The sequence below is a fragment of the Amycolatopsis sp. lyj-346 genome (assembly GCF_046548975.1).
Taxonomy (GTDB): Bacteria; Actinomycetota; Actinomycetes; order Mycobacteriales; family Pseudonocardiaceae; genus Amycolatopsis.
In genome coordinates, this window is record NZ_JAJPWT010000002.1 from 763,180 (window position 1) to 788,801 (window position 25,622).

General features: G+C 70.7%; 20 protein-coding genes and 1 pseudogene. 8 read left to right on the plus strand and 13 right to left on the minus strand.

The window, feature by feature from the left end; all coding sequences use genetic code 11:
* Positions 1-8: 8 nt before the first annotated feature.
* From ACLJQE_RS09825 to ACLJQE_RS09845, 5 genes are all read right to left on the minus strand, one after another.
* Positions 9-839: a carbohydrate ABC transporter permease gene (locus ACLJQE_RS09825; RefSeq protein ID WP_410638825.1), complete on the minus strand. Its 831-nt coding sequence runs from the start codon at positions 837-839 to the stop codon at positions 9-11.
* Complete coding sequence (locus ACLJQE_RS09830; protein ID WP_410638826.1) at positions 836-1,822, minus strand: carbohydrate ABC transporter permease; 987 nt, start codon at positions 1,820-1,822, stop codon at positions 836-838. The genes ACLJQE_RS09825 and ACLJQE_RS09830 overlap by 4 nt, the downstream gene beginning before the upstream one ends.
* Positions 1,819-3,120: a sugar ABC transporter substrate-binding protein gene (locus ACLJQE_RS09835; RefSeq protein WP_410638827.1), complete on the minus strand. Its 1,302-nt coding sequence runs from the start codon at positions 3,118-3,120 to the stop codon at positions 1,819-1,821. Before ACLJQE_RS09835 ends, ACLJQE_RS09830 begins: the two co-directional genes overlap by 4 nt.
* Positions 3,121-3,435: 315 nt before the next feature.
* Positions 3,436-5,235, minus strand: coding sequence for a TIM barrel protein (locus tag ACLJQE_RS09840; protein ID WP_410638828.1), 1,800 nt, complete (start codon positions 5,233-5,235; stop codon positions 3,436-3,438).
* Positions 5,225-6,073, minus strand: coding sequence for a shikimate dehydrogenase (locus ACLJQE_RS09845; RefSeq protein ID WP_410638829.1), 849 nt, complete (start codon positions 6,071-6,073; stop codon positions 5,225-5,227). Before ACLJQE_RS09845 ends, ACLJQE_RS09840 begins: the two co-directional genes overlap by 11 nt.
* Positions 6,074-6,187: 114 nt before the next feature.
* Between ACLJQE_RS09845 and ACLJQE_RS09850 the strand changes: the two genes are divergently transcribed.
* A complete protein-coding gene (locus tag ACLJQE_RS09850) occupies positions 6,188-6,832 on the plus strand; it encodes a TetR/AcrR family transcriptional regulator (RefSeq protein ID WP_410638830.1) in 645 nt (214 codons plus the stop codon).
* Between the two features lie 175 nt (positions 6,833-7,007).
* Entirely contained in the window at positions 7,008-8,321 is a 1,314-nt protein-coding gene (locus tag ACLJQE_RS09855) for an MFS transporter (RefSeq protein ID WP_410638831.1), read from the plus strand.
* Here the strand turns inward: ACLJQE_RS09855 and ACLJQE_RS09860 are convergent.
* From ACLJQE_RS09860 to ACLJQE_RS09875, 4 genes are all read right to left on the minus strand, one after another.
* Positions 8,318-8,689: a hypothetical protein gene (locus ACLJQE_RS09860; RefSeq protein ID WP_410638832.1), complete on the minus strand. Its 372-nt coding sequence runs from the start codon at positions 8,687-8,689 to the stop codon at positions 8,318-8,320. The genes ACLJQE_RS09855 and ACLJQE_RS09860 overlap by 4 nt on opposite strands.
* Positions 8,690-9,454, minus strand: coding sequence for an FHA domain-containing protein (locus tag ACLJQE_RS09865; RefSeq protein WP_410638833.1), 765 nt, complete (start codon positions 9,452-9,454; stop codon positions 8,690-8,692). It abuts the gene before it with no gap.
* Positions 9,455-9,537: 83 nt separating this feature from the next.
* Positions 9,538-11,640 (minus strand): (Fe-S)-binding protein, encoded by a 2,103-nt coding sequence (locus ACLJQE_RS09870; protein WP_410638834.1) that lies wholly within the window; start codon positions 11,638-11,640, stop codon positions 9,538-9,540.
* A gap of 30 nt (positions 11,641-11,670) precedes the next feature.
* On the minus strand, positions 11,671-12,087 hold the full coding sequence (locus ACLJQE_RS09875; protein WP_410638835.1) for a hypothetical protein: 417 nt from the start codon (positions 12,085-12,087) through the stop codon (positions 11,671-11,673).
* A 206-nt stretch (positions 12,088-12,293) separates the two neighbouring features.
* On the opposite strand from ACLJQE_RS09875, the pseudogene ACLJQE_RS09880 reads away from it, so the two are divergent.
* A pseudogene (locus tag ACLJQE_RS09880) lies at positions 12,294-12,671 on the plus strand (nitroreductase family protein); the annotation flags it as partial.
* 1 nt (position 12,672) lies between these two features.
* Here ACLJQE_RS09880 and ACLJQE_RS09885 read toward each other — a convergent pair.
* The 3 genes from ACLJQE_RS09885 to ACLJQE_RS09895 form a co-directional block, all read right to left on the minus strand.
* The gene (locus tag ACLJQE_RS09885) at positions 12,673-14,775 is read right to left on the minus strand and encodes a diguanylate cyclase domain-containing protein (protein ID WP_410638836.1); all 2,103 of its coding nucleotides are present in this window, start codon (positions 14,773-14,775) and stop codon (positions 12,673-12,675) included.
* A gap of 81 nt (positions 14,776-14,856) precedes the next feature.
* Positions 14,857-15,954: an alpha/beta hydrolase gene (locus ACLJQE_RS09890; protein WP_410638837.1), complete on the minus strand. Its 1,098-nt coding sequence runs from the start codon at positions 15,952-15,954 to the stop codon at positions 14,857-14,859.
* 73 nt (positions 15,955-16,027) lie between these two features.
* Entirely contained in the window at positions 16,028-17,359 is a 1,332-nt protein-coding gene (locus ACLJQE_RS09895) for a cytochrome P450 (RefSeq protein WP_410638838.1), read from the minus strand.
* A 123-nt stretch (positions 17,360-17,482) separates the two neighbouring features.
* On the opposite strand from ACLJQE_RS09895, the gene ACLJQE_RS09900 reads away from it, so the two are divergent.
* Positions 17,483-18,304 carry an SAM-dependent methyltransferase gene (locus ACLJQE_RS09900; protein ID WP_410638839.1) on the plus strand — a complete coding sequence of 274 codons (822 nt, stop codon included), beginning with the start codon at positions 17,483-17,485 and terminating at the stop codon, positions 18,302-18,304.
* Here ACLJQE_RS09900 and ACLJQE_RS09905 read toward each other — a convergent pair whose 3' ends face one another.
* Positions 18,305-21,232 (minus strand): glycoside hydrolase family 3 C-terminal domain-containing protein, encoded by a 2,928-nt coding sequence (locus ACLJQE_RS09905; RefSeq protein WP_410638840.1) that lies wholly within the window; start codon positions 21,230-21,232, stop codon positions 18,305-18,307.
* A gap of 357 nt (positions 21,233-21,589) precedes the next feature.
* Between ACLJQE_RS09905 and ACLJQE_RS09910 the strand changes: the two genes are divergently transcribed.
* From ACLJQE_RS09910 to ACLJQE_RS09925, 4 genes are read left to right on the plus strand one after another with little or no spacing between them, the layout of a single operon-like run.
* On the plus strand, positions 21,590-22,597 hold the full coding sequence (locus tag ACLJQE_RS09910) for a LacI family DNA-binding transcriptional regulator (RefSeq protein WP_410638841.1): 1,008 nt from the start codon (positions 21,590-21,592) through the stop codon (positions 22,595-22,597).
* Positions 22,598-22,631: 34 nt separating this feature from the next.
* Positions 22,632-23,873 (plus strand): extracellular solute-binding protein, encoded by a 1,242-nt coding sequence (locus ACLJQE_RS09915; RefSeq protein ID WP_410638842.1) that lies wholly within the window; start codon positions 22,632-22,634, stop codon positions 23,871-23,873.
* Positions 23,870-24,808, plus strand: a complete 939-nt coding sequence (locus ACLJQE_RS09920) for a carbohydrate ABC transporter permease (protein WP_410638843.1) — start codon at positions 23,870-23,872, stop codon at positions 24,806-24,808. The genes ACLJQE_RS09915 and ACLJQE_RS09920 overlap by 4 nt, the downstream gene beginning before the upstream one ends.
* Positions 24,805-25,620, plus strand: coding sequence for a carbohydrate ABC transporter permease (locus ACLJQE_RS09925; RefSeq protein WP_410638844.1), 816 nt, complete (start codon positions 24,805-24,807; stop codon positions 25,618-25,620). The genes ACLJQE_RS09920 and ACLJQE_RS09925 overlap by 4 nt, the downstream gene beginning before the upstream one ends.
* The last annotated feature ends 2 nt before the right edge of the window (positions 25,621-25,622 follow it).

Below are 25,622 nucleotides of genomic sequence, written 5' to 3' on the forward strand. Positions count from 1 at the left end.
CAACGGGGCTACCCCTTCACCGCGCCGGCGGTCACGCCGGACACGAGCTTGCGTTGCACGAGCAGGAAGAAGATCAGCGCCGGGATCGCGTAGATGACCGACGCGGCCATGACGCCGCCCCAGTCGGTGGCGAACGCGGTGCGGAACGACGCCAGCCACACCGGCAGCGTCTCCTTCGGCTTGTCCTGGATGAACACCAGCGCGAACAGGTACTCGTTCCACGCGGTGATGAAGCTGAACACCGAGGTGGTGACCAGCCCCGGCCCGAGCAGCGGCAGCGTCACCCGGCGGAACGCACCGGTCCGGCTGCAGCCGTCGATCATCGCGGCCTCCTCCAGCTCGTACGGGATCCCGTTGACGAAGCCGTAGAGCATCCAGACCGTGAACGGCAGCGTGGTCGCGAAGTAGATCAGCAGCAGCGACGGCAGCGTGTTGAGCAGCCCGGCGTCCCGCATCAGCAGGAACAGCGGGATGAACAACGCCGACACCGGGGCCAGCTGCGCCACCATGACCAGCACCAGGAAGCCCCGGCGGCCGGTGAACCGCAGCCGCGAGAGCGGGATGGCCGCCAGCGTCCCGGCGACCAGCGCGCACAGCACCGAGCCGACCGTGACGATCAGGCTGTTCATCAGGTAGGTCGGGAAGTTGTCCTTGCCCAGCGCGGTGGCGAAGTTGCCGAACGAGAACGACGTCGGGATCAGGTCGTACTTGGGCGAGAGGATCTCGCCCGGCGACCTCATCGACGTGACGAACATCCAGTACGTCGGGAAGACGATCACCAGCGCCACCAGGACGCCGACGACCGACAGCGCGATCCGCTGCGGCAGCGATTTCCTCACTTGAGATCACCTTCCGGGGTCCGGACGAGCAGCTGGATGTACCGGCCGGTGATGAGGGCCAGCACGATCAGCATCAGCGTCGCGATCGCGCCCGCCGCGCCGAAGTGGTTGCCCGCGATGCCCTTGAGGTACAGGACGACGGCCAGCGTGGTGCTCCCGCCGTCGGGCCCGCCCTCGCGGATCGCCCAGATCTGGGCGAAGGCGTTGAAGTCCCACAGGACCGACAGGAACGTCACCATGGTGGTGATCGGCCGGATGGCGGGCCAGGTGACCGCGCGGAACGTCTGCCACGCACTGGCGCCGTCGATGCCCGCGGCCTCGTACTGCTCGCGCGGGACGCCGATGATGCCCGCGTAGAGCGAGAACGTCACGAACGGCACGGCCTGCCACACGATGAGCAGCCCGATCACCGTCAGCGTGCTGGCCCCGCTGGAGAACCAGGAGAACCCGATGAAGCCGGGGAAACCCAGCCGGTCCAGTGTCTTGTTGAGGATGCCGTACTGCTCGTCGAAGATCCACTGGAACACCGTGGTCGTGGCGATCACCGGCGTGGCCCACGCCAGGACCAGCGTCACCTGCACCATGATCCGCACGACCGGGCCGAGGTGGCGCATGAGCACCGCCAGCAGCAGCCCGCCGACGATCGTGGCGGCCACGATGGCGGCGGTGAAGACCAGGGTCCGGACGGTGATCGTCCAGAACTCCGGGTCGGAGAGGGTGTTCGTGTAGTTGTCGAACCCGATCCAGACGGTCTTGCCGGAGACGAGCTGGCCGATGTCGAGCTTGCGGAAGCTGATCGCGAGCACCTGGACCAGCGGCCAGGCGAGCAGTACCAGGATGGCGGCGAACGCGGGGAGGAGGAGCAGGTACGGGAGCACCCGGTCGCCGAACCGGCCGCGCCTGCGCTTCCCGGCCCGCGTGTCGCGCGGCGATGCCGGCGGGGTCGCCCCCGCCGGCATCGTCACATTGGCGGTCGCGGTCATCCGCCGATGAGCTTGTTCAGCGCTGCGTTGGCGTCGGCGGTCGCCTGTTCCAGCGTCTTCTTGCCGGTCAGGTACGCGGTCAGCATGTCCTTGACCGGGTTCTGGCCGGACTCCACGTCACCCCACTTCGGGCTGGCCGGCACGGCCTTGCCGTTGGCCGAAGCCTTGGCCATCACGCTGCCCAGCGGGTCCTTGTCCAGGCCGGTGAGGTCGGTCGACGCGCCGGGCACGACGCCGGCGGCGGCGAGCTGGCTCTGGTACTTCGGGCTGGAGAGCAGCTTGACGTACTCCTTGGCCGCGGCCGCGTTCTTGCTGTTGGCCGGGATCGCCAGGTTCGAGCCGCCCAGGAAGACCGGGGCGCTCTGGCCGGCGGTCTTGCTCGGGATCGGGAACGCGCCGGTCTTCCCGGTCAGGCTCGCGTCGGTCTTCGCCGCCGTCGCCAGCTCCCACGGGAGGCCGATCATCATGGCCACCTTGCCGGCGCCGTAGACGGTCGCCTGCTGCGGCTTGGCCTCGTCGGCGTCCTTCGGCGCCTTCGTGCCCGAGGTGTCGACGAGCTTCTTGTAGAACTCGAGGCCCGCCTTCGCGCCGGCGCTGTCCAGCGTCGCCTTGAAGTTCTTGCCGTCGGGCTGGGCGATGTCACCGCCGTTGTCCCAGATGAACGACAGCAGCGAATACCAGTTCTGGCCCGGCATGTAGAGGGCCTGGAAGTCGGGGTCCGAGCCGAACTTCGTCTTCAGCTTGCCGATCGCGTCGATCCACTCGTCGTTCGAGGCGGGCGTCTTGGTGATGCCGGCCTGCTCGAACATGTCCTTGCGGTAGATGACCTCGCGGTTGGCCGCGTAGAACGGGACGCCGTAGACCTTGCCGTCGTAGCTGCCGGAGTCGGCGAGCCCCTTGAGCCACTGCGAGCCGTTGAAGCTGTCCTTGTCGGCGGTCAGGTCGGTCAGCACGCCGTCCTGGGAGGCGAACGCCGCGGTCTGCGTGTTGCCGATCTCGATGACGTCCGGCGGCGCGCCGCTGGCCAGTGCGGTGGTCAGCTTCTGCTGGATGCCGTCCCACTGCTGGATTTCGTACTTGACCTTGACCCCGGGGTGCGCGGCCTCGAACTCCTTGTTGAGCGCGTCGGTCAGCGTGGTCGGCGCGGAGCCGGTCATCAGCCAGACCGTGACGGTCCCGCTCAGCGGTGCGTTGCCGCTCGGCGAGGCCGCGGTGTCCGAGCCGCCGGAGCCCGCGCAGCCCGCGGTCGCGAGCGTGAGTGCGGCGGCGCCCGCCGCCAGCTTGAGCCAGCGTTTCACTCGATGCCGTCCTTTCCATGCCCGGCCACCGCGGCCGAGCGCCCCAAATGGTGTAGACCAATGTTGGGGTTAGAGTGGTACGTACCACAGGCGGTGTCAAGGCGGTTGCCGGAACGTTGTAAACGCATGCGGGCAGTAGCCGGACGGTTACGCCCCAGCCGGAGAGCCGCGTCGGAAGTCGTCCGAATAGGAAGGTGTCCCGGACGTTTCTTTCGACACCGGGGCACGGCTGCGGAACCGGAATCCGGTGCGCCCGCAGTGGCCGGCGACGACGAAAACCGCCCCGGGAAAGGCTTCCCGGGGCGGCGGTGGTGGTCAGGCCGGCGTTTTCACCGGTGGGACCGCATGTCGGCGAGCGCGGTGCGCCGCCATCCGCACCGGTGCGTTGGCCACGCCGAAGCCGCGGTACCCGCCGATCCGCTGCACCACTTCGAAGAACACGCGCGCCCCGGCCAGCGCGGTGTAGAAGTGCAGGAATTCCCCTTGCGCGTCGCGGTCGTAGAGCACCGAACGCTCCCTCAACGCGGCCAGCAGCGCGGGCGGCAGGTCCAGCCGGGCTTCGAGGTCGTCGTAGTAGTTGCCCGGGATGTCCAGCAGGGGTGCGCCCGCCGCCCGCATCGCCGCGGCCGCGGCCAGTGCGTCCGTGCAGGCGAACGCCACGTGCTGCGGCTCGGGGACCGCCGGCGCCCATTCGCCGCGGCGGACCACGGCGGCCTCCAGCGTCAGCCGCACCTCCCCCGCCACCACCGCGCGGCTGCGCACCAGGCCGAACGGCGCCGCGAACTCCGTCACCGGCGACGGCGTCAACCCGAACACCGAGCGGTAGAACAGCGCCGCCTCCTCGAAGTGGTCGAAGGGCTGCGTGAGCGCCACGTGATCGATTCCGAAAACCCCGGTGCCGCCGGCCGTTTCCCCGGTCGGCACGAAGTCGTCGCGCCAATCGTCGCCGCAGAGGAACACCTGGGTGCCGTCCGGCGCCTCGATCGACGCGAGGTCCGCCTCGCGCGGACCGCGCACCCGCGGCAGGACCGGCGCGCACAGCGCTTCCGCCCGGCGGGCCGAGCGGCCGGGATCGGTGCTGACCAGCGCGACCGCGCCGACCGCACCGTGCGCCGCGCCGCCTTCGTTGACCACCACCCGGGCGTCGCCCTGCTCCCACAGCTCGACCGGCTTGGTGCGGTGCACGCCGGTGCGCGCGAACCCCAGCGAGGCCAGCACCTTGCCCGCACCGGGATCGGTGACGACCTCGGCGAACGCGTGCCCGGTCAGCGCGGGCGCGGACGGCAGCTCCCGCACCCCGAGGGCTTCCTTCAGCGCCAGCAGCGACCGCAGCGCGTCGACCGCGGCGGGACGCGGGTCCGCCTGGCGGAACACGTCGTTGAAGACCTCCAGCGACAGCGGCCCGCGATACCCGGTGGCCAGCACGTGCCCGGTGAACGCGGTCAGGTCGAAGTCGCCCTGGCCGGGGAAGAGCCGGTGGTGCCGGCTCCACGGCAGCACGTCCATCGGCAGCTTCGGCGCGTCGGCGAGCTGCAGGAAGAAGATCCTCTCGCCCGGGATCGCGCGGATCGGCGCCGGGTCGTGGCCCTTCGAGAGGATGTGGAAGCTGTCCAGGCAGACGCCGAGCGCGGGGTGCGCGGCGCGGCGGACGATGCGCCAGGCGTGCTCGTACCCGCTGACGTGCCGTCCCCACGCCAGTGCTTCGTAGGCGATCCGCATCCCGCGGGTCGCGGCCAGCTCCGCCAAGGCGTGCAGCTGCCCGGCGGCCAGTTCGTCGTCGTCGATCGCCTCCGGCGAGACCGACGAGCAGACCAGGATCGTGTCGGCGCCGAGCTCGGCCATGACGTCGAACTTGCGCGCCGCACGGCGGAGGTTGGCCGCGTGCACGGGCGGCGGCACGGCTTCGAAGTCGCGGAACGGCTGGTAGAGGTCGATCGACAGGCCGAGGTCGGCGCAGCGGCGGCGGATCTCGGCCGGGCTCGACGGGGAGACCACCAGGTCGTTCTCGAACAGCTCGACGCCGTCGAACCCGGCCGCGGCGGCCGCGGCGAGCTTGTCTTCCAGGGTGCCGGACAGGCAGACGGTGGCGATCGCGGTGCGCGGCTCAGGCAGCACGGGCGGCCTCCCCGTCCAGTGCGTCGAAGTGCCGCAGCATCCGCGCCGGGTCGGGCTCGGCGCCGGTGAACAACCGGAACGATTCGGCCGCCTGCAGCACGACCATGCCACCGCCGTGCAGCACCCGGCAGCCGCGGGCGCGGGCGGCGGCCAGCAGCGCGGTCTCCAGGGGGCGGTAGACGATGTCGGCCACCCACAGCCGCGGGTGCAGCAGCTCGGCCGGGACCGGCGAGCCGGGGTGGGCGGCCATCCCGGTCGGGGTGGCGTGCACGAGGCCGTCGGCGTGCTCGAGCGCGCTCAGGTCGCCGGCTACCGCCCGGCCCGGGCCGAACTTCCGCTCCAGCGCCTCGACCAGGCCGGCGCTCCGGTCGCCGTCGACGTCGTGCACGGTGAGGCGCCCGGTGCCGAGCGAGAGGAGCGCGTGGGCGACCGCCGCGCCCGCTCCCCCGGCGCCGAGCAGGACGACGTCGTCCCGGCGGACGTCCGGCAGGCCGCGGGTGAGGCTGCGCGCGAAGCCCGTCGCGTCGGTGTTGTGGCCGATCGCGCGGCCGCCTCGGAACACCACGGTGTTGACCGCCCCGAGCGCGGCGGCTTCCGGCGAAAGCTCGTCCAGGTGCGCCACGACCGCCTGCTTGACCGGGTGGGTGACGTTGAGGCCGTCGAACCCGGCGAGCCGGGTGGCGGCGAGGACGTCGGCGACCGGGCGGCGCAGCACGTCGAGGTCCAGGAGGCGGTAGACGTAGCGGAGGCCGAGCTCGTCGGCCTCGCGTTCGTGCAGTGCCGGGCTGGCGGACGGCCCGATGCCCGTGCCGACGAGTCCGATCAGGTAGCTGGTCACGCCACACCCTCCCCGCTTAATGTACGAACTAGTACGTTCACGGTAGCGCGGCGTCCGCCCCGGCGGAAGGGCTGAGCTAGAGTGGGGCCGTCCACCTGCAGCGGAGGGAGCCCGGTGGCCGCACCATCGTCGGAGGCCGAGCGCCAGCGCGACAAGGAACGGACGCGCGCCGACATCCTCGCGGTGGCCACGCGGGAGTTCGCGGACAAGGGCTACACCGGCGCCCGGGTCGACGAGATCGCCGCCCGCACCAGCACCACCAAGCGGATGATCTACTACTACTTCGGCGGCAAGGAACAGCTCTACATCGCCGTGCTGGAGCAGGCGTACTCCGCGCTCCGCACGTCCGAAGCACAGCTGGACGTCGAACACCTCGAGCCGGAGGACGCGCTGCGGCAGCTGGCCGCGCTGACCTTCGACCACCACGAGGCCAACCCGGACTTCATCCGGCTGGTCAGCATCGAGAACATCCACCACGCGGAACACCTGTCGCGGTCGGAGATCCTGGCCGGGCTGGCCGACCCGGCGCTCGGCGGGATCACGCGGATCCTCGAGCGGGGCCGGAAGGCCGGCCTGTTCCGGACGGACGCCGACGCGCTCGACATCCACATGCTCATCAGCTCGTTCTGCGTGTTCCGGCTGGCGAACCGGCACACCTTCCAGGCGATCTTCGGCCGCGACATGCTGGACCCGGCCCGGCGGGAGCACTACCGCACGATGCTCGGCGACTTGCTGATCGACTACCTGACCGCGCGCTGAGCCCCCGCTCTGCCCGGCGCTCCGGCCGCCAAAAAGGATCTCTTGACACCCGCGCCCCGGTCTCGCACTCTCTATTAACTAACTAGACCGTACATTGCTTCCGCCACCCTCTTCGGCAGCAGTCTTGAGCACCACAGTCTGCGCAACGAAGCACGGACGTCAGGAGATCGTTCCCGTGACCGGATCGATGCCCCGCAAGGCAGCGCTGGCCGCCTGGATCGGCAGCGCGCTCGAGTACTACGACTTCTTCATCTACGGCACCGCCGCCGCGCTCGTGTTCGGCAAGGTGTTCTTCCCCGCCTCCTCCCCCGCCACCGGCACCCTGCTGGCCCTGGGCACCTTCGGCGTCGGCTACCTCGCCCGGCCGGTCGGCGCGTTCGTCCTCGGCCACGTCGGCGACCGGTTCGGCCGCAAGCGCGTCCTCGTCTTCACCTTGCTGCTCATGGGTTTCGCGACGTTCTGCGTCGGCTGCCTGCCGACGTACGCGAGCATCGGCGTCCTCGCGCCGATCCTGCTGGTCGTGCTCCGGCTGCTGCAGGGGCTGTCCGCGGCCGGCGAGCAGGCGGGCGCGAACTCGATGTCGCTGGAACACGCACCGGAGCACCGGCGCGCCTACTTCACCAGCTTCACCTTGAGCGGCACGCAGGCCGGGCAGATCCTGGCCACCGCGATCTTCCTCCCCGTCGCGGCACTCCCCCCGGAAGACCTGCTGACGTGGGGCTGGCGGCTGCCGTTCTGGGGCAGCGCGCTCGTCGTGGTCGCCGGCTTCGTGATCCGGCGCAAGCTCGACGAGACCCCGGTGTTCGAATCCACCGAGGTCGCGAAACTGCCGGTCGCGCTGCTGTTCCGGCACCACTGGGCCGACGTCCTGCGGGTGGTGGTCGCGGCGACGATCGCCTCGGTGAGCACGATCTTCACCGTCTACGCGCTGAGCTACGCGGTCAACACGATCGGCCTGGCGCGCACCCCGATGCTCTGGGTCGGCGTGCTGGCGAACGTCGTCGCGCTGGCGGCGATCCCGCTGCTGGCCGGGCTCGCCGACCGCGTCGGGCGCAAACCGGTGTTCATCACCGGCTGCCTGGCCTGCGGTGTGCTGATCTTCCCGTACCTGTGGTCGATCTCGATCGGCTCGTACACGCTGTTGTTCGTGCTCGGCATCGTGCTGTTCGGGCTGGCGTACTCGGGCGTGAACGGGGTCTGGCCGTCGCTGTACGGCGAGATGTTCAGCGCCCGGGTCCGGCTGTCCGGCATGGCGATCGGCACCCAGATCGGCTTCGCGGTCGCGGGGTTCGCCCCCAGCGTCGTGGCGGCGATCGGCTCCGGCAAGGACGACTGGCTCGGCGTCGCGATCTTCACCGCGGCGGTGTGCGTGGTGGCGGCGCTCGCCGCGGCGACGGCCCGCGAAACCTACCGGGTGCCGACCGCGCAGCTGGGCGGCGCGGCACCCGCGACACCGTCCACAGTATCCAAGTCTACTGTGGACGGTTAGAACGGGACGCCGGCCGCGGCGGCGAGCGCGCGCACCGCGGTCCACAGCCCGGCGCCGGCGGTCGCGAGGCCGCCGGCGTCCCGGAGCAGGTCCCGGGCCCGCCGGACCTTCGCCCCCGCGTCCGCTCCGCCGTGCACGACGTCCCGGTCGACCTCGTCGAGGGCGTCGTGCACGGCGTCCTTCGTCGCCGGCGGCAGCCGGGCCGCGTCGAGTTCGCCGCGGACCGCCCGCACCAACGAGGCGACCTGCCGCGCGTCGAACCCGCGGTGGATCTCCTGGTGTCCACCGTGGACGGTGTTGATGTCGCCGTGGACGGCGTTGTTGACCGTCCCGGCGCGAACTTCGCCGTGGAAGTGGATGCCGTCCATCTAGCGCCTCCCGTTCCGGCGCCGCTCGCGCGCCGCCTTGGCCATGACCAGCCCGATCGACGACACCACGCCGCCCAGCGCGAACAGCGCGAAGCCGACCGCGCCCAGCGGCACCCCGCCGAAGACCTCCGGGCCGAGCGGCGACGGCGGCGCGGCGAACGAATCCGCCGCCATCGCGTCCGCGCCCGCCTTGATGAACCGGAAGATCCCCGACGCGAACAGCCCGAACCCGACGAGGCTCATGAGCATCCCGAGGAACATGATCGGCCGGCCGAGCCCCTTCCCGGTCGCCATCAGCGAGAGCGCCTCGCCTTCCGGCGTGGTGAGGTCGTACTGGTGGTGCTGGCGGTTGTCGTAGCGGTTGTTGACATCGCGCCCGGCGTTGTTGATCGTCCCGGCCGAAACATCGCCGAACGAGACCCCACCGGACGAAGAACGCTGCCAGGTCCGGGTCTGCGGCGTGCCGCCCTCACCATCGGAGTAGACGGCGGCGACGGGCCCGAACTCCAGCCGGTCGCCGTGGCGGAGCGGGTGGTCCTGCCGCGCCCCCAGCCGCCGCCCGTTGACCCAGGTCCCGTTGCGCGACCCGGCGTCGGCCACCCAGGTGCCGCGCGCGTCCTGGCGGATCCAGGCGTGCCGCAGCGAAACCTGGTCCGACTGCAGCCGCAGGTCCGCGTCGGGCCCGCGCCCCACCAGCCACGAGCCCCGGCGCACCGCCAGGCGCGCGCCGGACCCGCCGAGCGTCTCGATCCTCGCCCCGCCCATCGGCACTCCTCCCGCCGCACGGCTCTCTTTCAAGGAAGAGCCGTGCGACGGGCCGGCGATATAGGGCGAACGGGTGAACCTGTTCAGACCTTCGGCGCTGCGGTGTCCGCTGCCTTCACCCGTTCCAGCAGCAGCTGGGCGACGTCGCGCACGTCCACGTTCTCCGCCTTCTGCTCGCTCTGGCGCTGGACCAGGCCGTCGGTCAGCATCACGCGGCAGAACGGGCAGCCCGTCACGATCGTTTCCGCGTCCGTGGCGATCGCCTCGTCCACCCGTTCCAGGTTGATGCGCTTGCCGATCTGCTCCTCCATCCACATGCGGGCGCCGCCGGCGCCGCAGCAGAGGGCGCGGTCCGCGTGCCGGGGCATCTCGGCCAGCGAAGCGCCCGTCGCGCCGACCAGCTCGCGCGGTGGTGTGTAGACCTTGTTGTGGCGCCCGAGGTAGCAGGGGTCGTGGTAGGTGACCTTCGGGCCGTCTTCGACCGGCTTCACCGGGGTCAGCTGCCCGCCGCGGACCAGGCGGTTGAGCAGCTGCGTGTGGTGGACGACCTCGTAGTGCCCGTCCAGGTCCGGGTACTCGCGGCCGAGGGTGTTCAGGCAGTGCGGGCAGGTCGTGACGATCTTGCGCAGCCGCGGCTCGCGGCCCTCGAACACGGCGTTGAGCGTCTCGGCCGTCTGCTGCGCCATCATCTGGAAGAGGAACTCGTTGCCCGCGCGGCGGGCCGGGTCACCGGTGCAGGACTCCTCCTTGCCCAGCACCACGTACTTGACCCCGGCGATGTGCAGGAGCTCGGCCGTGGCGCGGACGGTTTTGCGCGCCTGGTCGTCGAAGGCGCCCGCGCAGCCGACCCAGTAGACGTACTCGACGTCCTCGGCCAGCTCGCCGTCGAACACCGGGACGTCGAAGCCGAGGTCCTTGGTCCAGGCGAGGCGCTCCGCGTTGTTCTGGCCCCACGGGTTGCCCTTGGTCTCCAGGTTCTTGAACAGCCCGCCGAGCTCGGTCGGGAACGCCGACTCGATCATCACCTGGTAGCGGCGCATGTCGACGATGTGGTCGACGTGCTCGATGTCGACCGGGCACTGCTCGACGCACGCGCCGCAGGTGGTGCACGACCAGAGCACGTCCGGGTCGATGACGCCGCCGTCGTCCTCCGGGCCGACCAGCGGGCGGGCGCCCTCGTGCTCGGTGCCCGCGAGGATGTAGGGCGCCTCCTCGAACAGGTTGTCCCGCAGGTTCATGATGACGAGCTTGGGCGACAACGGCTTCCCGGTGTTCCACGCCGGGCACTGCGACTGGCAGCGGCCGCACTCGGTGCACGTGGTGAAGTCCAGCATGCCCTTCCACGTGAAGTCGCCGATCTTGCCGCGGCCGAACGTGTCGTCCTCGCCCGGGTCCTCGAAGTCGATCGGCTTGCCGGCGGACTCCATCGGCAGCAGCGGGCCGAGCGCGTCCGGCAGCCGCTTCGCCGAGACGTTGATCGGCGCCACGAAGATGTGCAGGTGCTTGGAGTAGAGCACGATCGACAGGAACACCAGCATGACGCCGATGTGCAGCAGCAGGCCGGCCGTCTCCAGCACCTCGGTCGCCGAGTGCCCGAGCGGCTCCAGGAGGTTCCCGACGCCGAGCGAGACGTACGCGCCGGAGTCGTACGGGAAGTTGCCGGACGCCGAAGAGGCGCCGCGGAAGAAGAACATCGTCCAGACGACGTTGAAGATCATGAACAGGATCAGCCACGCGCCCCCGGTGTGCGAACCGTAGAACCGGGACGCGCGGTCCTTGCGTTCGGGCGCCTGCCGGATCCGGATGACCGTGAAGACGCCGAGCGAGACGACCACCGCGACGGCGATGAAGTCCTGCAGGAACCCGAGCACCGCCCAGTGGCCGATCCACGGGATGGCGAACTTCTCGTCGAACAACGCGCCGTACGCCTCGAGGTACACCGAGGCGAGGATCACGAAGCCCCAGAACGTGAAGAAGTGCGCCAGGCCGGGCACCGACCACTTCAGCAGCTTGCGCTGACCGAACACCTCGCGCACCTGCGCGAAGACCCGGGCACCGAGGTCGCCGGACCGCTTGGTGTCGGGCTGGCCGGCCTTGATCAGCCGGTACAGGAAGGCCACGCGCTTGCCGGCGACGGCGAGGCCGACGACGGTCATGAGCAGGCCGAGGATGAGACGAACGAGCACGAGTCCTCCGGTCGTTCTTGAAGGAACGGCTCAGTGCGAGCCGGTGTAGTACCGGCACGCCTTGCACGCGTACCGCATCTTCGCGATCCGCCAGTGTTTCCGGTACAGATCGGGATCGGGCGAGCGCCGGACGCCGAGGCGCTGGTAGCGCCCGGGCCGCCGGCCGGTTTCGTACTGCTCGGTCGCGCGGCCGAGGTGGGCGCGTCGCAGCACGCACCCCCGCGTCCGGCACCGGCCGAGCGCGCTGCGGCAGAACCGGTGCAGCAGCACGAGATCGCCGGTCACTTCTTCGACGACGCCGTAACCGGGGTGGTCGCCCGGCCCGGCGAGCCGCACCGGCAGCCCGCAGTACGCGCATTTGAGCGTGCAGGGAAGGCAGCCGGTGAGGTGCCTGATCCGCAGTTCGCGCCGATCTTCGGAGCCGGGTCCCCGGACGCGCGACGCCATAAGGCCTCCTGGACGACTGTGATCAGCACCACTGCCCTGCTACTGGAGGGTAATGAGGAGATCACTGCACGCGACAGGACCGAACGGCCTGGTTTCCCTCGACCATTCAGGGCAATTTCCGGGGCAAGGATGACCTTACTGTCCGTAGAACGGACGCATAACACCGCGAATCGTACGTTCGGGCCTGCTGCGGCGCCCGTGTCCCCGCCGCGTTGCGCCGGCGGGTGGAAGCCCGGCGCTCGGTGCGCATGTTCTCCCCCGACCCGGTGCCCGAACGCGCGGTGCTCGACGCCATCGCGGTGGCCTCCACCGCCCCGAGCGGGGCGCACCAGGAGCCGTGGACGTTCGTCCTCGTTGCCGATCCGGCGGTGCGCCGCCGGATCCGCGAAGCCGCCGAGGCGGAGGAGGCGGGCCTCGCGACGCTGCCCCACACGCCGTCGCCGATGCGGTTCCTCGGCGAGTTGCTCGGCCGTCCCCGCAACGAAAAGGCGTTCGCGGTGCTGCCGGTCGGCTACCCGGCCGACGACTGCGTCGTGCCGGACCTGCGGCGCAATCCGCTCGACGAGGTGCTCGTGCGGATCTGATTCACCAGCCGGGCAAGCCGCCCGGCAGGTCCGGGAACACCGGGCCCGACAGCAGGTCCGCGCCCCGGTCCTGCCACCACGCGGCCTCGTCGGGCGTCCGCACCCCGGCGACCGACACCGAAGCCCCGGCCGCGTGCGCCGCGTCGACCAGCGCCGACAGCGGTCCGGTCACCAGCGGGTGGTCCCGCTTGGCGGCCAGGTTCGCCGCGATCCGGACCGCGTGGACCGGGAACTCCGTCAGGCAGGTGACATCGGCGAGGCCGTGGACCTCCATCCGGACGCCGATCTCGCCCAGCACCTTGTAGTTGTCCGCCACGTCCCCGGTCGCCGCGGTCAGAGCCGCGGCCGGGAAGCCGGGACGCAGGCCTTCGGGCGTCAGGCCGGTGTCGTTCAGGACGCGGCGGATCTCGCCGACCAGCTCCGGGTCCGCGGCCTGCTGCGCCGTCAGCTCGACGACCAGCGGCACCCCGATCCCCGCCGCCGCCAGCCGCTCGGCCGCCGTGCGCAGCAGCCACGTGCCCAGCGGCAGCGCCAGCCCGGTCTCCGCGGCCAGCCGCACGCACGTCTCGTGCGGCAGCACGCCTTCGGCCGGGTGGTTCCAGCTCAGGCGCGCCTCGACACCTTCGACCACTCCGGTCGTCGCGGACACCAGCGCGCGGTAGCGGGCGTCGATCTCGCCGTTCTCCCACGCGCCCGCCATCGACGCGGCCAGGCCGAAGTCGTGCCGGTCGCGCCGGTCCAGCTCGCGGTCGAACAGGCCCCACTGGTTGCCCGCCCGCTGGGCGCGCCGCAGCGTCAGGTCCGACGCATGCAGCAGCTCCGCGGGCGTGCTGTCGCGCGGCGGCCGGTGGACGACGCCGATGGCGGCCGACACCGCGACCCCGCGCTGCCCGTCGACGTACTCCGCTTCGGCGAGCTCGCGGGTGATCCGGCGGACGAGCGTCACCACGCCCGGGGTGTCCGACGTGTTCTGCACCAGCACGCCGAACTCGTCACCGCCGAGGCGGGCCACGAGGGCCTTCTCCGTGTCGAACACCGTCTTCAGCTTCGCCGCGACACCGCGCAGCACGCGGTCGCCGAGCTCTTGGCCGAGCCCGCCGTTGATCTGCGAGAAGCCGTCGAGGTCCAGGTGGAACAGCGTGACCCCGCGGGCCGGGTCCGCGTCGCGCAGCAGGGTTTCCAGGCGGGTGCTGAAGAACTGCCGGTTCGGCAGCCCGGTGAGGACGTCGTGCAGGGCCTGGTGACTCAGCCGCCGCTGCAGCAGCGACACCTCGGTGTCGTCGTCGACGATCGTGAGCAGCTGCCGGGGCGCGCCGACCGCGTCCCGGATCACCGACGCGGCGAACGTCGCCCACATCGGCTCGCCGTCCTTGCCGACCAGGCGGCGCCCGGCGCGCAGCCGGTGCAGCCGGCCGGCCACCAGCTCGCGGTAGCTTTCCCGCAGCTGCTCGACGTCCTCGGGGTGGATCAGGTCGAACAGGGACATCGCGGCGATCTCCGCCGGCGTGCGGTGGAGCGTCTTGGCCAGCGCCGCGTTCGCCCGCAGCACCCGGCCGTCCAGCTCGGTGAGCGCGACGCCGCTGGCCGAGCCGGCGAACACCTCCTCGAACTGCGCGCGGGTGATGACCTGCTTCTGCCGCGTCTCCTGCTCGACCTTCAGCAGCGCACGGCTCAGGCCCTCCTGCCGCTTCTGGATGTCCTCGCGCAGCATCTCGCCGTACCCGGAACTGAGGGCGCCGAGCACCAGCACGACCCGCTCGGCCAGCCGGTCGACGTCACGCAGTTCCGGTTCGCGCACCAGCCCCTTGCCCAGCACCTCCAGGCTCCGGCGCAGGCTGTCGGGTCCGACGCACCGCAGCTCGACGAGCCGCCCGCCCGCGCTCGCGGCCGCCTCGAGGTCCGGCGGATCGCTCGCCACCGCCGCGAACAGCCGCCCGGCGAGGCCGGCCAGCTCGCGCTCGATTTCGTCGGGCGGGTGCGGCAGGTAGGCCGTCGAGCTGATCAGGTAGCCCCATTTGCGGGCGAGCGCGCCCAGCCGCCTCGCCGCGAGATCGGCGGACGGCTTCTTCCGCGGGGCATCGCCGCGGGGGTGGGGAGCGGTCACCTCAGGCAGTCCAAGGGTTCAGTGCACACCGTTCGGGTCAATCGATCTATCTTGGCCCGGAATTGTGCGACACGCACGGATTCAGTTTCGTCCGATCGAGTGGTAACCCTGTGGAGCGATCCCGAGGCGGTCCTGCAACCACGAACGGGTGGCATTGCGGTATTCGTTCGCATTTTCGTGCAACGCCACGGAATGGCCTGCCCGCGGCAGCACGTACATCGACAACTTCGACGGGTCGGCGTAATAGGGCGCTTCCTGTGCCCGCAGCACCGCGACGTCGGAACAGTCGCGCAGCGCGAGCAGCCCGCAGAAAAGGACGTCCTTTTCCCCGACCACCTGGAAAACCGGTGCCGTGATTCCCCACGTCGCGGGCAACACGATGCCGAACAACGCGACGGTGCCCATCCCGGGCACCGAAACCTGGTCCTTCGTCGCCTCGTCGGCCGCGATCACGGCGGGGTCGGCGTTGCCCGCGGCGTAGAACAGCCCGGCGCGTGCTCCCGGCTTCGTCGTGAAGTACAGCGGGTCGCTGCCGAGGTTGGACAGCCGGCTGTCGAGCAGCGCGGGCTGCAGGCCGAGCGCCGCACCGAGGGCGAGCACGGGCAGCGCGGGCAGGTGCGTGATGCCGGTCAGCACCACGCCGTCGACGTCGTGGTAGGTCGACGCCTCCACCGCGACGATCCCCGACCCGACCGAGTGCCCGACGATGACCACCTTCGCGAACGGCACCCCGCCCACCCGCCCGGCCCGCAGGTGGCCGACCACCTCGTGCATCGACTCGGCCGCCGCCCAGACCGACAGCGGCAGGCTCAGCGGCCGGCTGCTGCGCCCGGCGCCGAATTGGTCGGCGGCGAAGGTCGCGTAACCGTGCGCGGCCATGTCCCGCTGGTAGGAGTAGCGCTGCGGCTCGTGGGGCAGGTCCCAGTACGCGCTGTTGTACGTGCCGCCGTGCACGAGCAGCTGGACGGTGTCCGGCGCCTCTCCGGCGGGCAGGCACAACCGTCCGTGCACGATCGACGGCGCCCCCGGCACCAGCGGTGGCAGGCCGGGCCCGGTGACGGGCAGATCCGTGTCACGGCACGAAATCGCGGCGGCCGCGGCGGGCACCGCCGTGGTCAGCGACGCGAACAGGACACCGCAGGCGAACAACGCCGACGTCAGCTTGAGCGGCCGTCTCAAACCGCACTCCCCTTCCGGAAGAAGCCAGCTGAAGGACCCCGGAACACTACACCCGGTAGTGGATCCGGCACCGTCAGGTCCGGCGGGGCACCACGGTCATCGGCAGCCGGTTCGGCTGCATGGTGGCCTTGATCTGCGCGTACACCTTCTTGCCCGGCACCGGAACCAGGCGCCACCGCGCGCCGATGGTCGCGGCCACGATGCCGATCTCCGTCGGCGCGAACACGTGCCCCGGGCACAGCCGGGGCCCCGCGCCGAACGGGATGTACGCCCCCCTCGGCAGTTCCGCGGTGCGGCCGGGCGTCCAGCGGTCCGGGTCGAACCGGTCCGGGTCGGGGAACCAGCGCGGATCGCGGTGCAGGGTGTGCTGGCTGACCGCGACCTCGCTGCCGGCCGGGATGGCCACCCCGCCGAGTTCGACGTCCTCCCGGGCGCGGCGCATCAGGATCAGCGGTGGGGTGCGGCGGACGATCTCGTCGACGATCTGCAGGGTGTAACCGAGCTTCGGCAGGTCCTCGAAGCGCGCGGGCCGTCCGCCGAGGACCTCGTCGACTTCGGCGTGGAACCGCCGTTCGACTCCCGGGTGCTGCCCGAGCTCGTGGAAGAACCAGGCCAGCGCGACGGCGGTGGTCTCGGCACCGGTGGTCAGGATCGTGATGACCTCGTCGTGCACCTGGCGGTCGGACATGCCCTCGCCGGTGTCCTCGTCGCGGGCCAGCAGCAGCATCGAGAGCAGGTCGCCGTGGTCGGCGCCGTCTTCGCGGGCCGCGACGACGGTCTCGCCGATCACCTCGCGCAGGCGTGCGGCCGCGGCGTCGAACCGCCGGTTCGGCGGGATCGGCAGCTTCTCGACGAACTTCGGCGAGAACGCCCGGATCAGCACGTACTTGAGCATGATCGGGATCGAGTGCCGGATCTCCGCCAGTGCTTCGGCGCCGAGGGCGGTGGAGAACAGCGTCTGCCCGGCGATGGTCAGCACCAGGTCCTGCATCCGCCGGTCGAACTCGACGACCTCGCCCGGGCGCCACGAATCCACCAGCTCGCCGGCCAGTTTCGTCATGGTGGTTTCGGCGTAGCCCGCGATCCGCGTGCGGCCGAAGGCGGGCATCACCAGCCGGCGCTGGCGGCGGTTGAGTTCGCCGTTCGAGGTGGCCAGCCCGTCGCCGAAGAGCGGGCGCATCTTGTCGAAGACCAGGCCCTTGTCGAACTTGCCGGCGTCGGTGGCCAGCACCTGCCAGGCCAGCTCCGGGGTGGTGACCACGTGCACCGGGAGCGGGCCGAGGTGGATTTTGACGACATCTCCGTGCGCGGGAAGGGAAGTGAAGAACTTGAGCGGGTCGCGCAGCAGGGGCACCGTGTGCCCGAGCAGGGGCCGCCGGCCGGGAACGGGACGCGCGTTCGTCATGGCCTCGTCTCCTCGTGACCGGGTCACCCTAGCCGGGCCCCGGGCACACCGGACGCGAGTCCACACGAACGGATGAGGGCGCTAAGCTGCGCCCCCGCAGCGTCCGCGAGGGTGGGAGGTCCCGTGACCGCAGAGCCGAGCTGGGTACCGCCGGAGGTCGACACCACGGTGCCGAACCCGGCCCGGGTGTACGACTTCTGGCTCGACGGGGACCACAACTTCGCCGCCGACCGGGCGCTCGGGGAGCAAATCCTCAAGATCATGCCCGGCGTCCGCGACGCGGCCCGGCTCAACCGCGCCTTCCTGCGCCGCGCCGCCCGGTACATGGCCGGCGCCGGGGTCCGGCAGTTCCTCGACGTCGGGTCCGGCATCCCGACCGTCGGCAACCTGCACGAGATCGTCCAGCAGGCCGACCCGGCGTGCCGGGTGCTGTACGTCGACCGCGAGCCGGTGGCGGTCGCGCACAGCGAACTGCTGCTGCAGGGCAACGACAACTGCGCGGTGCTCCAGGCCGACCTGCGCGACGTCAACGACATCTTCGACTCGGAGCCGGCGCGCCGGCTGCTCGATCCCGGCCAGCCGACCGGCGTGTTCATGTTGCTGTTGCTGCACTTCGTGCCGGATTCGTGGGACCCGGCCGGCATCCTGGCCCGCTACCGCGACCGGCTCGCCCCGGGCAGTTTCCTGGCCGTCACGCACGTCGCCGCGGACTCCGGGTCGGAGCGCCTCGACGAGGCGGTCGAGGTGTACAAGACCGGCCAGAACCAGCAGAACCAGCCGTTCCCGCGCACGCACGACCAGGTGCTCCGGTTCTTCGAGGGTTTCGACCTCGTCGAACCGGGCCTGGTCGGCTGCGCGATGTGGCACCCCGAGGGGGCCGGCGACATGTCCGACGACCCGTCGATCAACTCCCTCCCGTACGCGGGCGTCGGCCGGAAACCCTGATCACCGCAGCGAGAACGTCGCCAGGTTCACCGGGCCGTCGAACGTCAGGTAGACGTCGTGCCGTCCGGTGACCTTGGCCAGGGCCGCGGTCACCGTCGTGTACGCGTACCGGTCGCCGGTCGAAGCCACCGGCACCGTGCCGAGCACGCGGCCGGTCGGCGAATCGAGGCGGACCGTGATCTGCGCTGACGCCGTCGCGGACACCGAGGCCGAGAACCGCGCCGGGCCGGTCAAGGCCACATTGCGGTACGCCACCCAGCTCCCGGCCACGCCCGCGACCGAAGTACCCGAAACCTTCGACGTGTCCGTCAACGTCGCGCCGGAGTAGTCATCGAAGTTCTGGGCCTGCGTCGGACGGGTCAGGTCGCGCGGCAGGGCCCGCTCGCCCGGCACGTAGACCCGCTGCGGTGCCGAAAGCTCGGTGGCGTTGCGGCCCACCGAGAACTCGTAGACCCCCGCCGCCACCACGGACCGCTCCCGCGAGACGTCCCAGGACGCCAGGTCGGCCACGGGCACCTCGAACCGCACAGTGCGGGTCTGCTTCGGCGCCAGGGTCACCTTCGAGAAGTCCCGCAACTTCTGCACGCCGGAGTTCTTCGAATAGAGCTGGACGACGTCGCTGCCCGCGCGGGCGCCGGTGTTCGTCACGTCGACGCTCACCCGGACCTTCCCGCCGGCCTGGGACGTGCGGACGTTGTCGTAGCGGAAACCGGTGTAGCTGAGCCCGTAGCCGAACGGGAACAGCGGCTTCCCGCGGTAGTACTGGTAGGTCAGCCCGGTCTTGGAGATGTCGTAGTCCAGGATGCTCGGCAGCCCCGCGTCGGAGGCGTACCAGGTCTGGGTCAGCCGCCCGCCCGGGTCCTTGTCGCCGAAGAGCACGTCGGCGACCGCGTGCCCGGTTTCCTGCCCGGCGTGGCTGGTCCACAGGATGCCGGGCACGGACAGCGTGTCCCAGCCGGTCGTCGGGTAGCTGTTCTCCACCACGACGACGGTGTGCGGGTTCGCCTTCTGCACCGCCTCGATCAGCGCGCGCTGCGCCGGGGCGAGCTCGGTGCTCGTGCGGTCGTTGGCCTCCCGGCCGTTGATGAACGGCATGCTGCCGACCACGACGACGGCGGTGTCCGCGTCCTTGGCGGCGGCGACGGCGCTGCCGACACCGCTGGTCAGGACGTCACGGCCGAACTTGGTCGCGTGCGCGGCGTCCGGGGCGGAGAACGTCAGTGTCCCGTCGGCGCCGACGACGGCGAACTTGTTCGGGCCGAACCACGGTTCGTTCGCCTCGTTGCCCGCGTACTCGAGCACGTAGCTGCCGTCGGGCTGGGCGTCGAGCTTCAGCTGCTGCTGCACGAACCAGCCGGCCGGCTGGTCGACGTCGTTCACCAGCGCCCCGCCGGAGTAGCTGAGGAACTTGCCGTTCGCGGCCGCGCGCAGCGTGTTCTTGCCCGCGCCCCAGTCGTAGACGTCGAAGGACTCGGCGGTGCCCGCGGCAGTCCCGCCCGCGATCACCTTGCCGGTGGTGGCCGGCGCCGTCAGGTACCGGCCGGTGGACAGGTCCTTCAGCGCGATCCGGTCGACGCCTTCCGAAGACGCGACGGTGCCCGCCGAGCCGAGGCGCTCCTTGATGCCCTGCACCGGCGTGACCTTGTACTGCATCGCGCCGGCGTACCAGTCTTCGTACAGCGTGTTCGAGAGCGGGCCGACGACCGCGATCTTCTTGTTCCGCGCGGCGTCCAGCGGCAGCGCGTTGCCGTTGTTGCGCAGCAGCACCATCTGCTCGACGGCGGTCTTGCGCGCCAGCGCCTGGTGCGCCGGTGAGTTGATGACGGCCGGGGTGATCTTCGCGTAGGGGTTGCGGCCCGGCGGGTCGAACTCGCCGAGCCGGAACCGCAGCGACAGCAGGTGCCGGTCGGCGTTCTCGACGTCGGCCATCGTCAGCAGGCCCTTGCTCAGCGCCTCCTTGACCGCATTGGTCGTGATCGAGCCGTCGGTGTCGTTGTCGGTGAAGCTGTCGAGCCCCGCCTTGATCGCCGCCGCGTTCCCCTCGGCCTTGGTCGGGTAGTACTTCTCCGAGTTGACCAGGTTGGACGGCGCACCGGCGTCGCTGACGACGGCGATGTCCTGCGGCGCCCACTTCCGCAGCGCGTCGTCGAGGTCCGGGCTCACGTGGCTGGGCCGGCCGTTGACCAGGTTGTACGACGGCATCACGGCGTTGGCCGCGCCCGCCTGCAGCGGGATCTTGAACGCCTGCTCGTCGTAGTCGTGCAGGATCTTCGGCGGCACCGAGGAACTGGTGGTGTCGCGGTTGACCTCGTTGTTGTAGGCGAGGAAGTGCTTCAGCGTCGGCGCGGCCTGCAGGTACCGCGGGTCGTCACCCTGCATGCCGCGGCCGTAGGCCACCGCGAGCTCGCCGGTGAGGTAGGGGTCTTCGGAGTAGCCCTCCTCGTTGCGGCCCCACCGCGGGTCGCGCAGCAGGTTCACCACCGGGGCCCACAGGTTGAGGCCCCACAGCGTCGGGTTGCGGGCGTTGAAGCCGCGCGCTTCCTGCCCGACCGCCGCGCCCACCTGCTTCACCAGGGCCGGGTCCCAGGTGGTGGCCAGGCCGATGGCCTGCGGGAACACGGTGCCGTCGGCTTTGACGACGGCACCCTTGTTGTCGTAGTCGGTCGACCAGGCCACCCCGTGCAGGGCTTCGGTACCGGTCTTGAAGACCCCGATGCCGAGCCGCGGGATGGCTGGTTGGTACTGGTGCAGCAGCGAGACCTTCTCGTCCGCGGTCAACCGGGAAAGCAGGTCGTCGATCCGCGCGGCCAGCGGCAGCGACGGATCGCGGAAGGGTGGCGGCGGCGCCGCGAGTGCCGGCGACGGAGCCAGCAACAGGGTCGCGGCCACCGCCGGGACAAGGGCACGGCGGAAGAGGGACAAGCGCACGGACGGCCTCCGAATCGTCGAATCGTTTCGACGGCGTGGCGCGGAACATTCGCGTCGAACGGCGGGGAACGCGACGACTATTACAGCCGGGTGAGCAACAGGTCAAGAGTGCCCGGGAAGGCTCCCAGGCCGCTCGGCCGGACACGGCGAACCCGGCTCTGAGCTGCGACAAGAACGGTCAGCAGGCGCTTTCGATGAATTCGATCGCGAGGCCGGTTGTCGAATAATCGTCGAACGCGGGCGAACGGCAAATGATGCTTGTGTTTCGGGCGGGTGTCACTTACCTTCGTGCCATCGTCGATGCGCTTCGACACCGCACTCCCCGTCCTTCTCCTCCCCGCACCCAGGAGGCCGCCCGTGGTCACGATCAACGACGTCGCAAACGCGGCCGGGGTCGCGCCCAGCACGGTGTCGTACGTGATCAGCGGCAAGCGCTCGATCTCGCCGAAGACCCGGCGCCTGGTCGAGGACAGCATCCGCAAGCTCGGCTACCACCCGCACGCCGGGGCGCGGGCCCTGGCCAGCAGCAAGACCAACGTGCTCGCGCTGGTCGTGCCGCTGCGCACGGACCTCAACGTCGCCGTCGTGATGGAGTTCGTCGCCTCGGCGGTCACCGCGGCCCGCGCGCACGACCACGACCTGCTGCTGCTCACCAAGGACGAAGGGCCCGCCGCGCTGCAGCGGGTGGCGTCCTCCGCCATCGCCGACGCGCTGATGGTGATGGACGTCGAAACCGCCGACCCGCGGGTGCCGATGCTGCTGGCGCTCGACCTGCCGGTGGTGCTCATCGGCGTGCCCGACCACCCGGCCGGGCTCAGCTGCGTCGACCTCGACTTCACCGCGGCGGCCTCCGCGTGCGTCGCGCACCTGGCCGAGCTCGGCCACCGCTCGATCGCGCTGATCGGCCCGTCACCGGCCGTCTACCGGCGCGGCACGAGCTACGCGACACGGTTCCTGCGCGGCTTCGACGAAGCCGCGAAGAGCCGTGACCTGCGCGCGGCTTCCCACGCGTGCGCCCACTCCTACGAGGCGGTGAGCGCCTGCCTCGACGAGCTGCTCGCCGCCGAACCCGGCCTGACCGGCCTGGTCGTGCACAACGAGGCCGTGCTGCCCGGGCTGCTGTCGGACCTGCGCCACCGCGGCCTGCGGGTGCCCGAGGACATCTCGGTCATCGCCGTGTGCCCGGACAGCATGGCCGAGCAGCACGTCGTCTCGCTGACCAACGTGGCCATCCCGGCCGAGGAGGTCGGCACCCAGGCCGTCGAAATGACCATGCGCCGGCTCGCCGGCCACACCACCCCGGAGGTCCGGTTGCTCGGGCCCCGCCTCACCCGGCGCGAGAGCACCACCTCGCCGCGCGCCTAACCCGGTTCTGCTCCGCCGCCGAAGGAGAATCACCATGCCCGTAGTCCGTCGCGCCCTCGTCCTGACCGCGAGCGCCACGAGTGCCGCGCTGCTGGCCGCCTGCAGCCCCAGCCCGGCCCCGTCCGCACCCGGTGGCACCGACGCCCCGGCCGCCACGTCGATCACCGAACTCGACTACTACTCAGACGAGCAGGGGTCCGCCGCCTGGCAGAAGATCCTCGACACCTGCGCCACGCAGACCGGGATCAAGATCGACCGCCAGAAGGTGCCGACCAGCCAGATGCTGCCGAAGGTCCTGCAGGGCGCCAGCTCGAAGACCCTGCCGAACCTGCTCTTCACCGACAACCCCACGCTGCAGCAGGTCGCCGCCACCGGCGCGCTGACCCCGCTGACCGACTACGGCATCGCCACCGACGGCTACTACCCGAGCATCGTCAAGGCCGGGACCTACCAGGACAAGCTGTACGGCGTCGCTCCGGGCGTCAACGGCCTCGCGCTGATCTACAACAAGGACCTCCTGCAGGCCGCGGGCGTCGAGCCGCCGAAGACCTGGGAGGAGCTGAAGGCCGCCGCGGCGAAGCTGACCAAGGACGGCAAGTACGGCCTGGCCTTCTCCGCCATCCCGTCCGAGGAAGGCACCTGGCAGTTCCTCCCGTTCTTCTGGAGCAACGGCGCCGAACTGTCCCAGTTGGACTCTCCGCAGTCGGCGCAGGCGCTGCAGTACGTCACCGACCTGGTGAACTCCGGTTCGGCGTCCAAGTCCGTGGTGACCTGGAACCAGAACGACGTCGCCGACCAGTTCGTCGGCGGCAACGCGGCGATGATGATCAACGGGTCCTGGAACATCGCCCGGCTCGACGAGCAGAAGTCGCTGCACTACGGCGTCGTGCCGATCCCGGTGCCGCAGGCGGGCGGCAAGCCGGTGGTCGCTCTCGGCGGCGAGGTCGGCACCATTCCCGTCACCAGCGGTCCGGCGCAGCAGGCCGCCGCCAAGGTGCTCTCCTGCATCCTCTCCGAGCCGACGATGCTCGAGTGGAGCAAGGCACACGCCTACATCCCCTCGAAGACCGCCACGGCGCAGAAGTTCGGCACGGAGCAGCCGACGATGCAGGCGTTCGTCGACGAGGTCGGCACGGCCCGCTCCCGCACCGCCGAGCTCGGCGAGAAGTACCCGAAGGTTTCGCAGGCGCTGGCCGACGCGCTCCAGGCGGCGCTGACCGGGAAGACGCCGGTCGACCAGGCCCTCAAGGCGGCGCAGCAGGCGAGCGGCTCGTGACGCTCGCCGCCACACCGACGGTCTCGGCGGCACCCCGCGCGAACCGGAAGTCCCACCGGGACAACCGGTTCGCCGCGTGGGGGTTCCTGCTGCCGGCACTGGCCTACATCATCGTGTTCTTCGGGTACCCGCTCGTCGCGAACCTGGTGATGAGCACGCAGGACTACACGGTGAAGTCGTTCTACACCGGCGAAGCACCCTTCGTCGGCATCGCGAACTACTCCGCCGTGCTGAACAACCCGCTGTTCTCGACCGCGGCGCTCAACACGGTCCTGTTCACCGCCGGGTCGATCGTCTTCCAGTTCACCATCGGCCTGGCGCTCGCGGTGTTCTTCAACGGCCGCTTCCTCGGCAGCGCCCTGCTGCGGTCGCTGCTCCTGCTGCCGTGGCTGCTGCCGCTGGTGGTCAGCGGCGCGGTCTGGCGGTGGATGTTCGACCAGGACCACGGCGTGCTCAACGCGGGCCTGCGGTTCCTCGGTTTCGACGCGGTCCCGTGGCTGAGCAGCACGAGCTGGGCGCTGCCGGCGGTGATCCTCACCAACATCTGGATCGGCATCCCGTTCAACCTGGTCATCCTGCACGGCGGGCTGCGCGCGATCCCGGCGTCGCTCTACGAAGCCGCGGCTCTCGACGGCACCGGGCCGTGGCAGCGGTTCCGGCACGTCACCTGGCCGCTGCTGCGCCCGGTCACCGGGATCGTGCTCATGCTCGGGCTGGTCTACACGATCAAGGTGTTCGACGTGATCATGGTCGTCACCGGCGGCGGGCCGGCCAACGCGACGCAGACGCTGACCACGTGGTCGTACCGGCTGTCCTTCCAGGACTTCGCGTTCGGGCAGGGCGCGGCGGTCGGCAACGTCCTCATCGTGGTGGCGACGCTGTTCGGGCTGCTGTACCTGCGTTCGGCGAAGACGACCCTGGCGGAGGCGGCATGAAGACGTCGAACTGGCCGCGGACGGTGGCCGGCGTGCTGATCGTCGCGGTGCTGCTGTTCCCGCTGTACTGGATGGTCAACGCCTCGCTGCAGCCCAGCGGCGCGCTGCTGAGCCCGGACCCGGCGTTCTTCCCTGTCGGCGGCACGCTGGACGGCTACCGGAAGGCCGTCGCGTCGCAGGGGCCCAACCTGCTCTCCAGCGTCGTCGTCGCGCTCGGCACGGTGGTCGTGTCGCTGCTGGTGGCGGCACCCGCGTCGTACGCGCTGGCCCAGCTCAAGGTGCGCGGCGGCCCGGCACTGGTGTTCGTGCTACTGATCGTGCAGATGATCCCGGGCATCGTGATGGCCAACGCGCTCTACACCGTGTTCAGCAACCTCGGCCTGATCGACAACTACCTCGGGCTGGTGCTCGCCGATTCCACCGCGACCATCCCGTTCGCCATCCTCCTGCTGCGGGCCTTCATGATCTCCGTGCCGAAGGAGCTGACCGAAGCGTCCCGGGTGGACGGTGCCGGGTACTGGCGCACGTTCCGCTCGATCATCCTGCCGGTCAGCCGCAACGCGCTGGTGACCGCCGGGCTGTTCTCGTTCCTGTTCGCCTGGGCGGACTTCCTGTTCGCCGTCACCCTGACCACCGGGCAGTCGTTCGAGCCCATCACCGTGGGCATCTACCGGTTCGTCGGCAACCAGTCCGCCGACTGGAACGGGATCATGGCCACCGCCGTGCTCGCCGCGATCCCCGCGGCCGTCCTGCTCGTCGTCGCCCAGCGTTATGTCGTCGCCGGGTTGACCAGCGGCGCCGTCAAAGACTAAGG

Coding starts and splice junctions, on each gene's coding strand:
- ACLJQE_RS09830 (WP_410638826.1), bottom strand. CDS start 1,822: ATGACCGCGACCGCCAATGTGACGATGCCGGCGGGGGCGACCCCGCCG.
- ACLJQE_RS09915 (WP_410638842.1), top strand. CDS start 22,632: ATGCCCGTAGTCCGTCGCGCCCTCGTCCTGACCGCGAGCGCCACGAGT.
- ACLJQE_RS09895 (WP_410638838.1), bottom strand. CDS start 17,359: ATGACGAACGCGCGTCCCGTTCCCGGCCGGCGGCCCCTGCTCGGGCAC.
- ACLJQE_RS09925 (WP_410638844.1), top strand. CDS start 24,805: ATGAAGACGTCGAACTGGCCGCGGACGGTGGCCGGCGTGCTGATCGTC.
- ACLJQE_RS09875 (WP_410638835.1), bottom strand. CDS start 12,087: ATGGCGTCGCGCGTCCGGGGACCCGGCTCCGAAGATCGGCGCGAACTG.
- ACLJQE_RS09860 (WP_410638832.1), bottom strand. CDS start 8,689: ATGGACGGCATCCACTTCCACGGCGAAGTTCGCGCCGGGACGGTCAAC.
- ACLJQE_RS09865 (WP_410638833.1), bottom strand. CDS start 9,454: ATGGGCGGGGCGAGGATCGAGACGCTCGGCGGGTCCGGCGCGCGCCTG.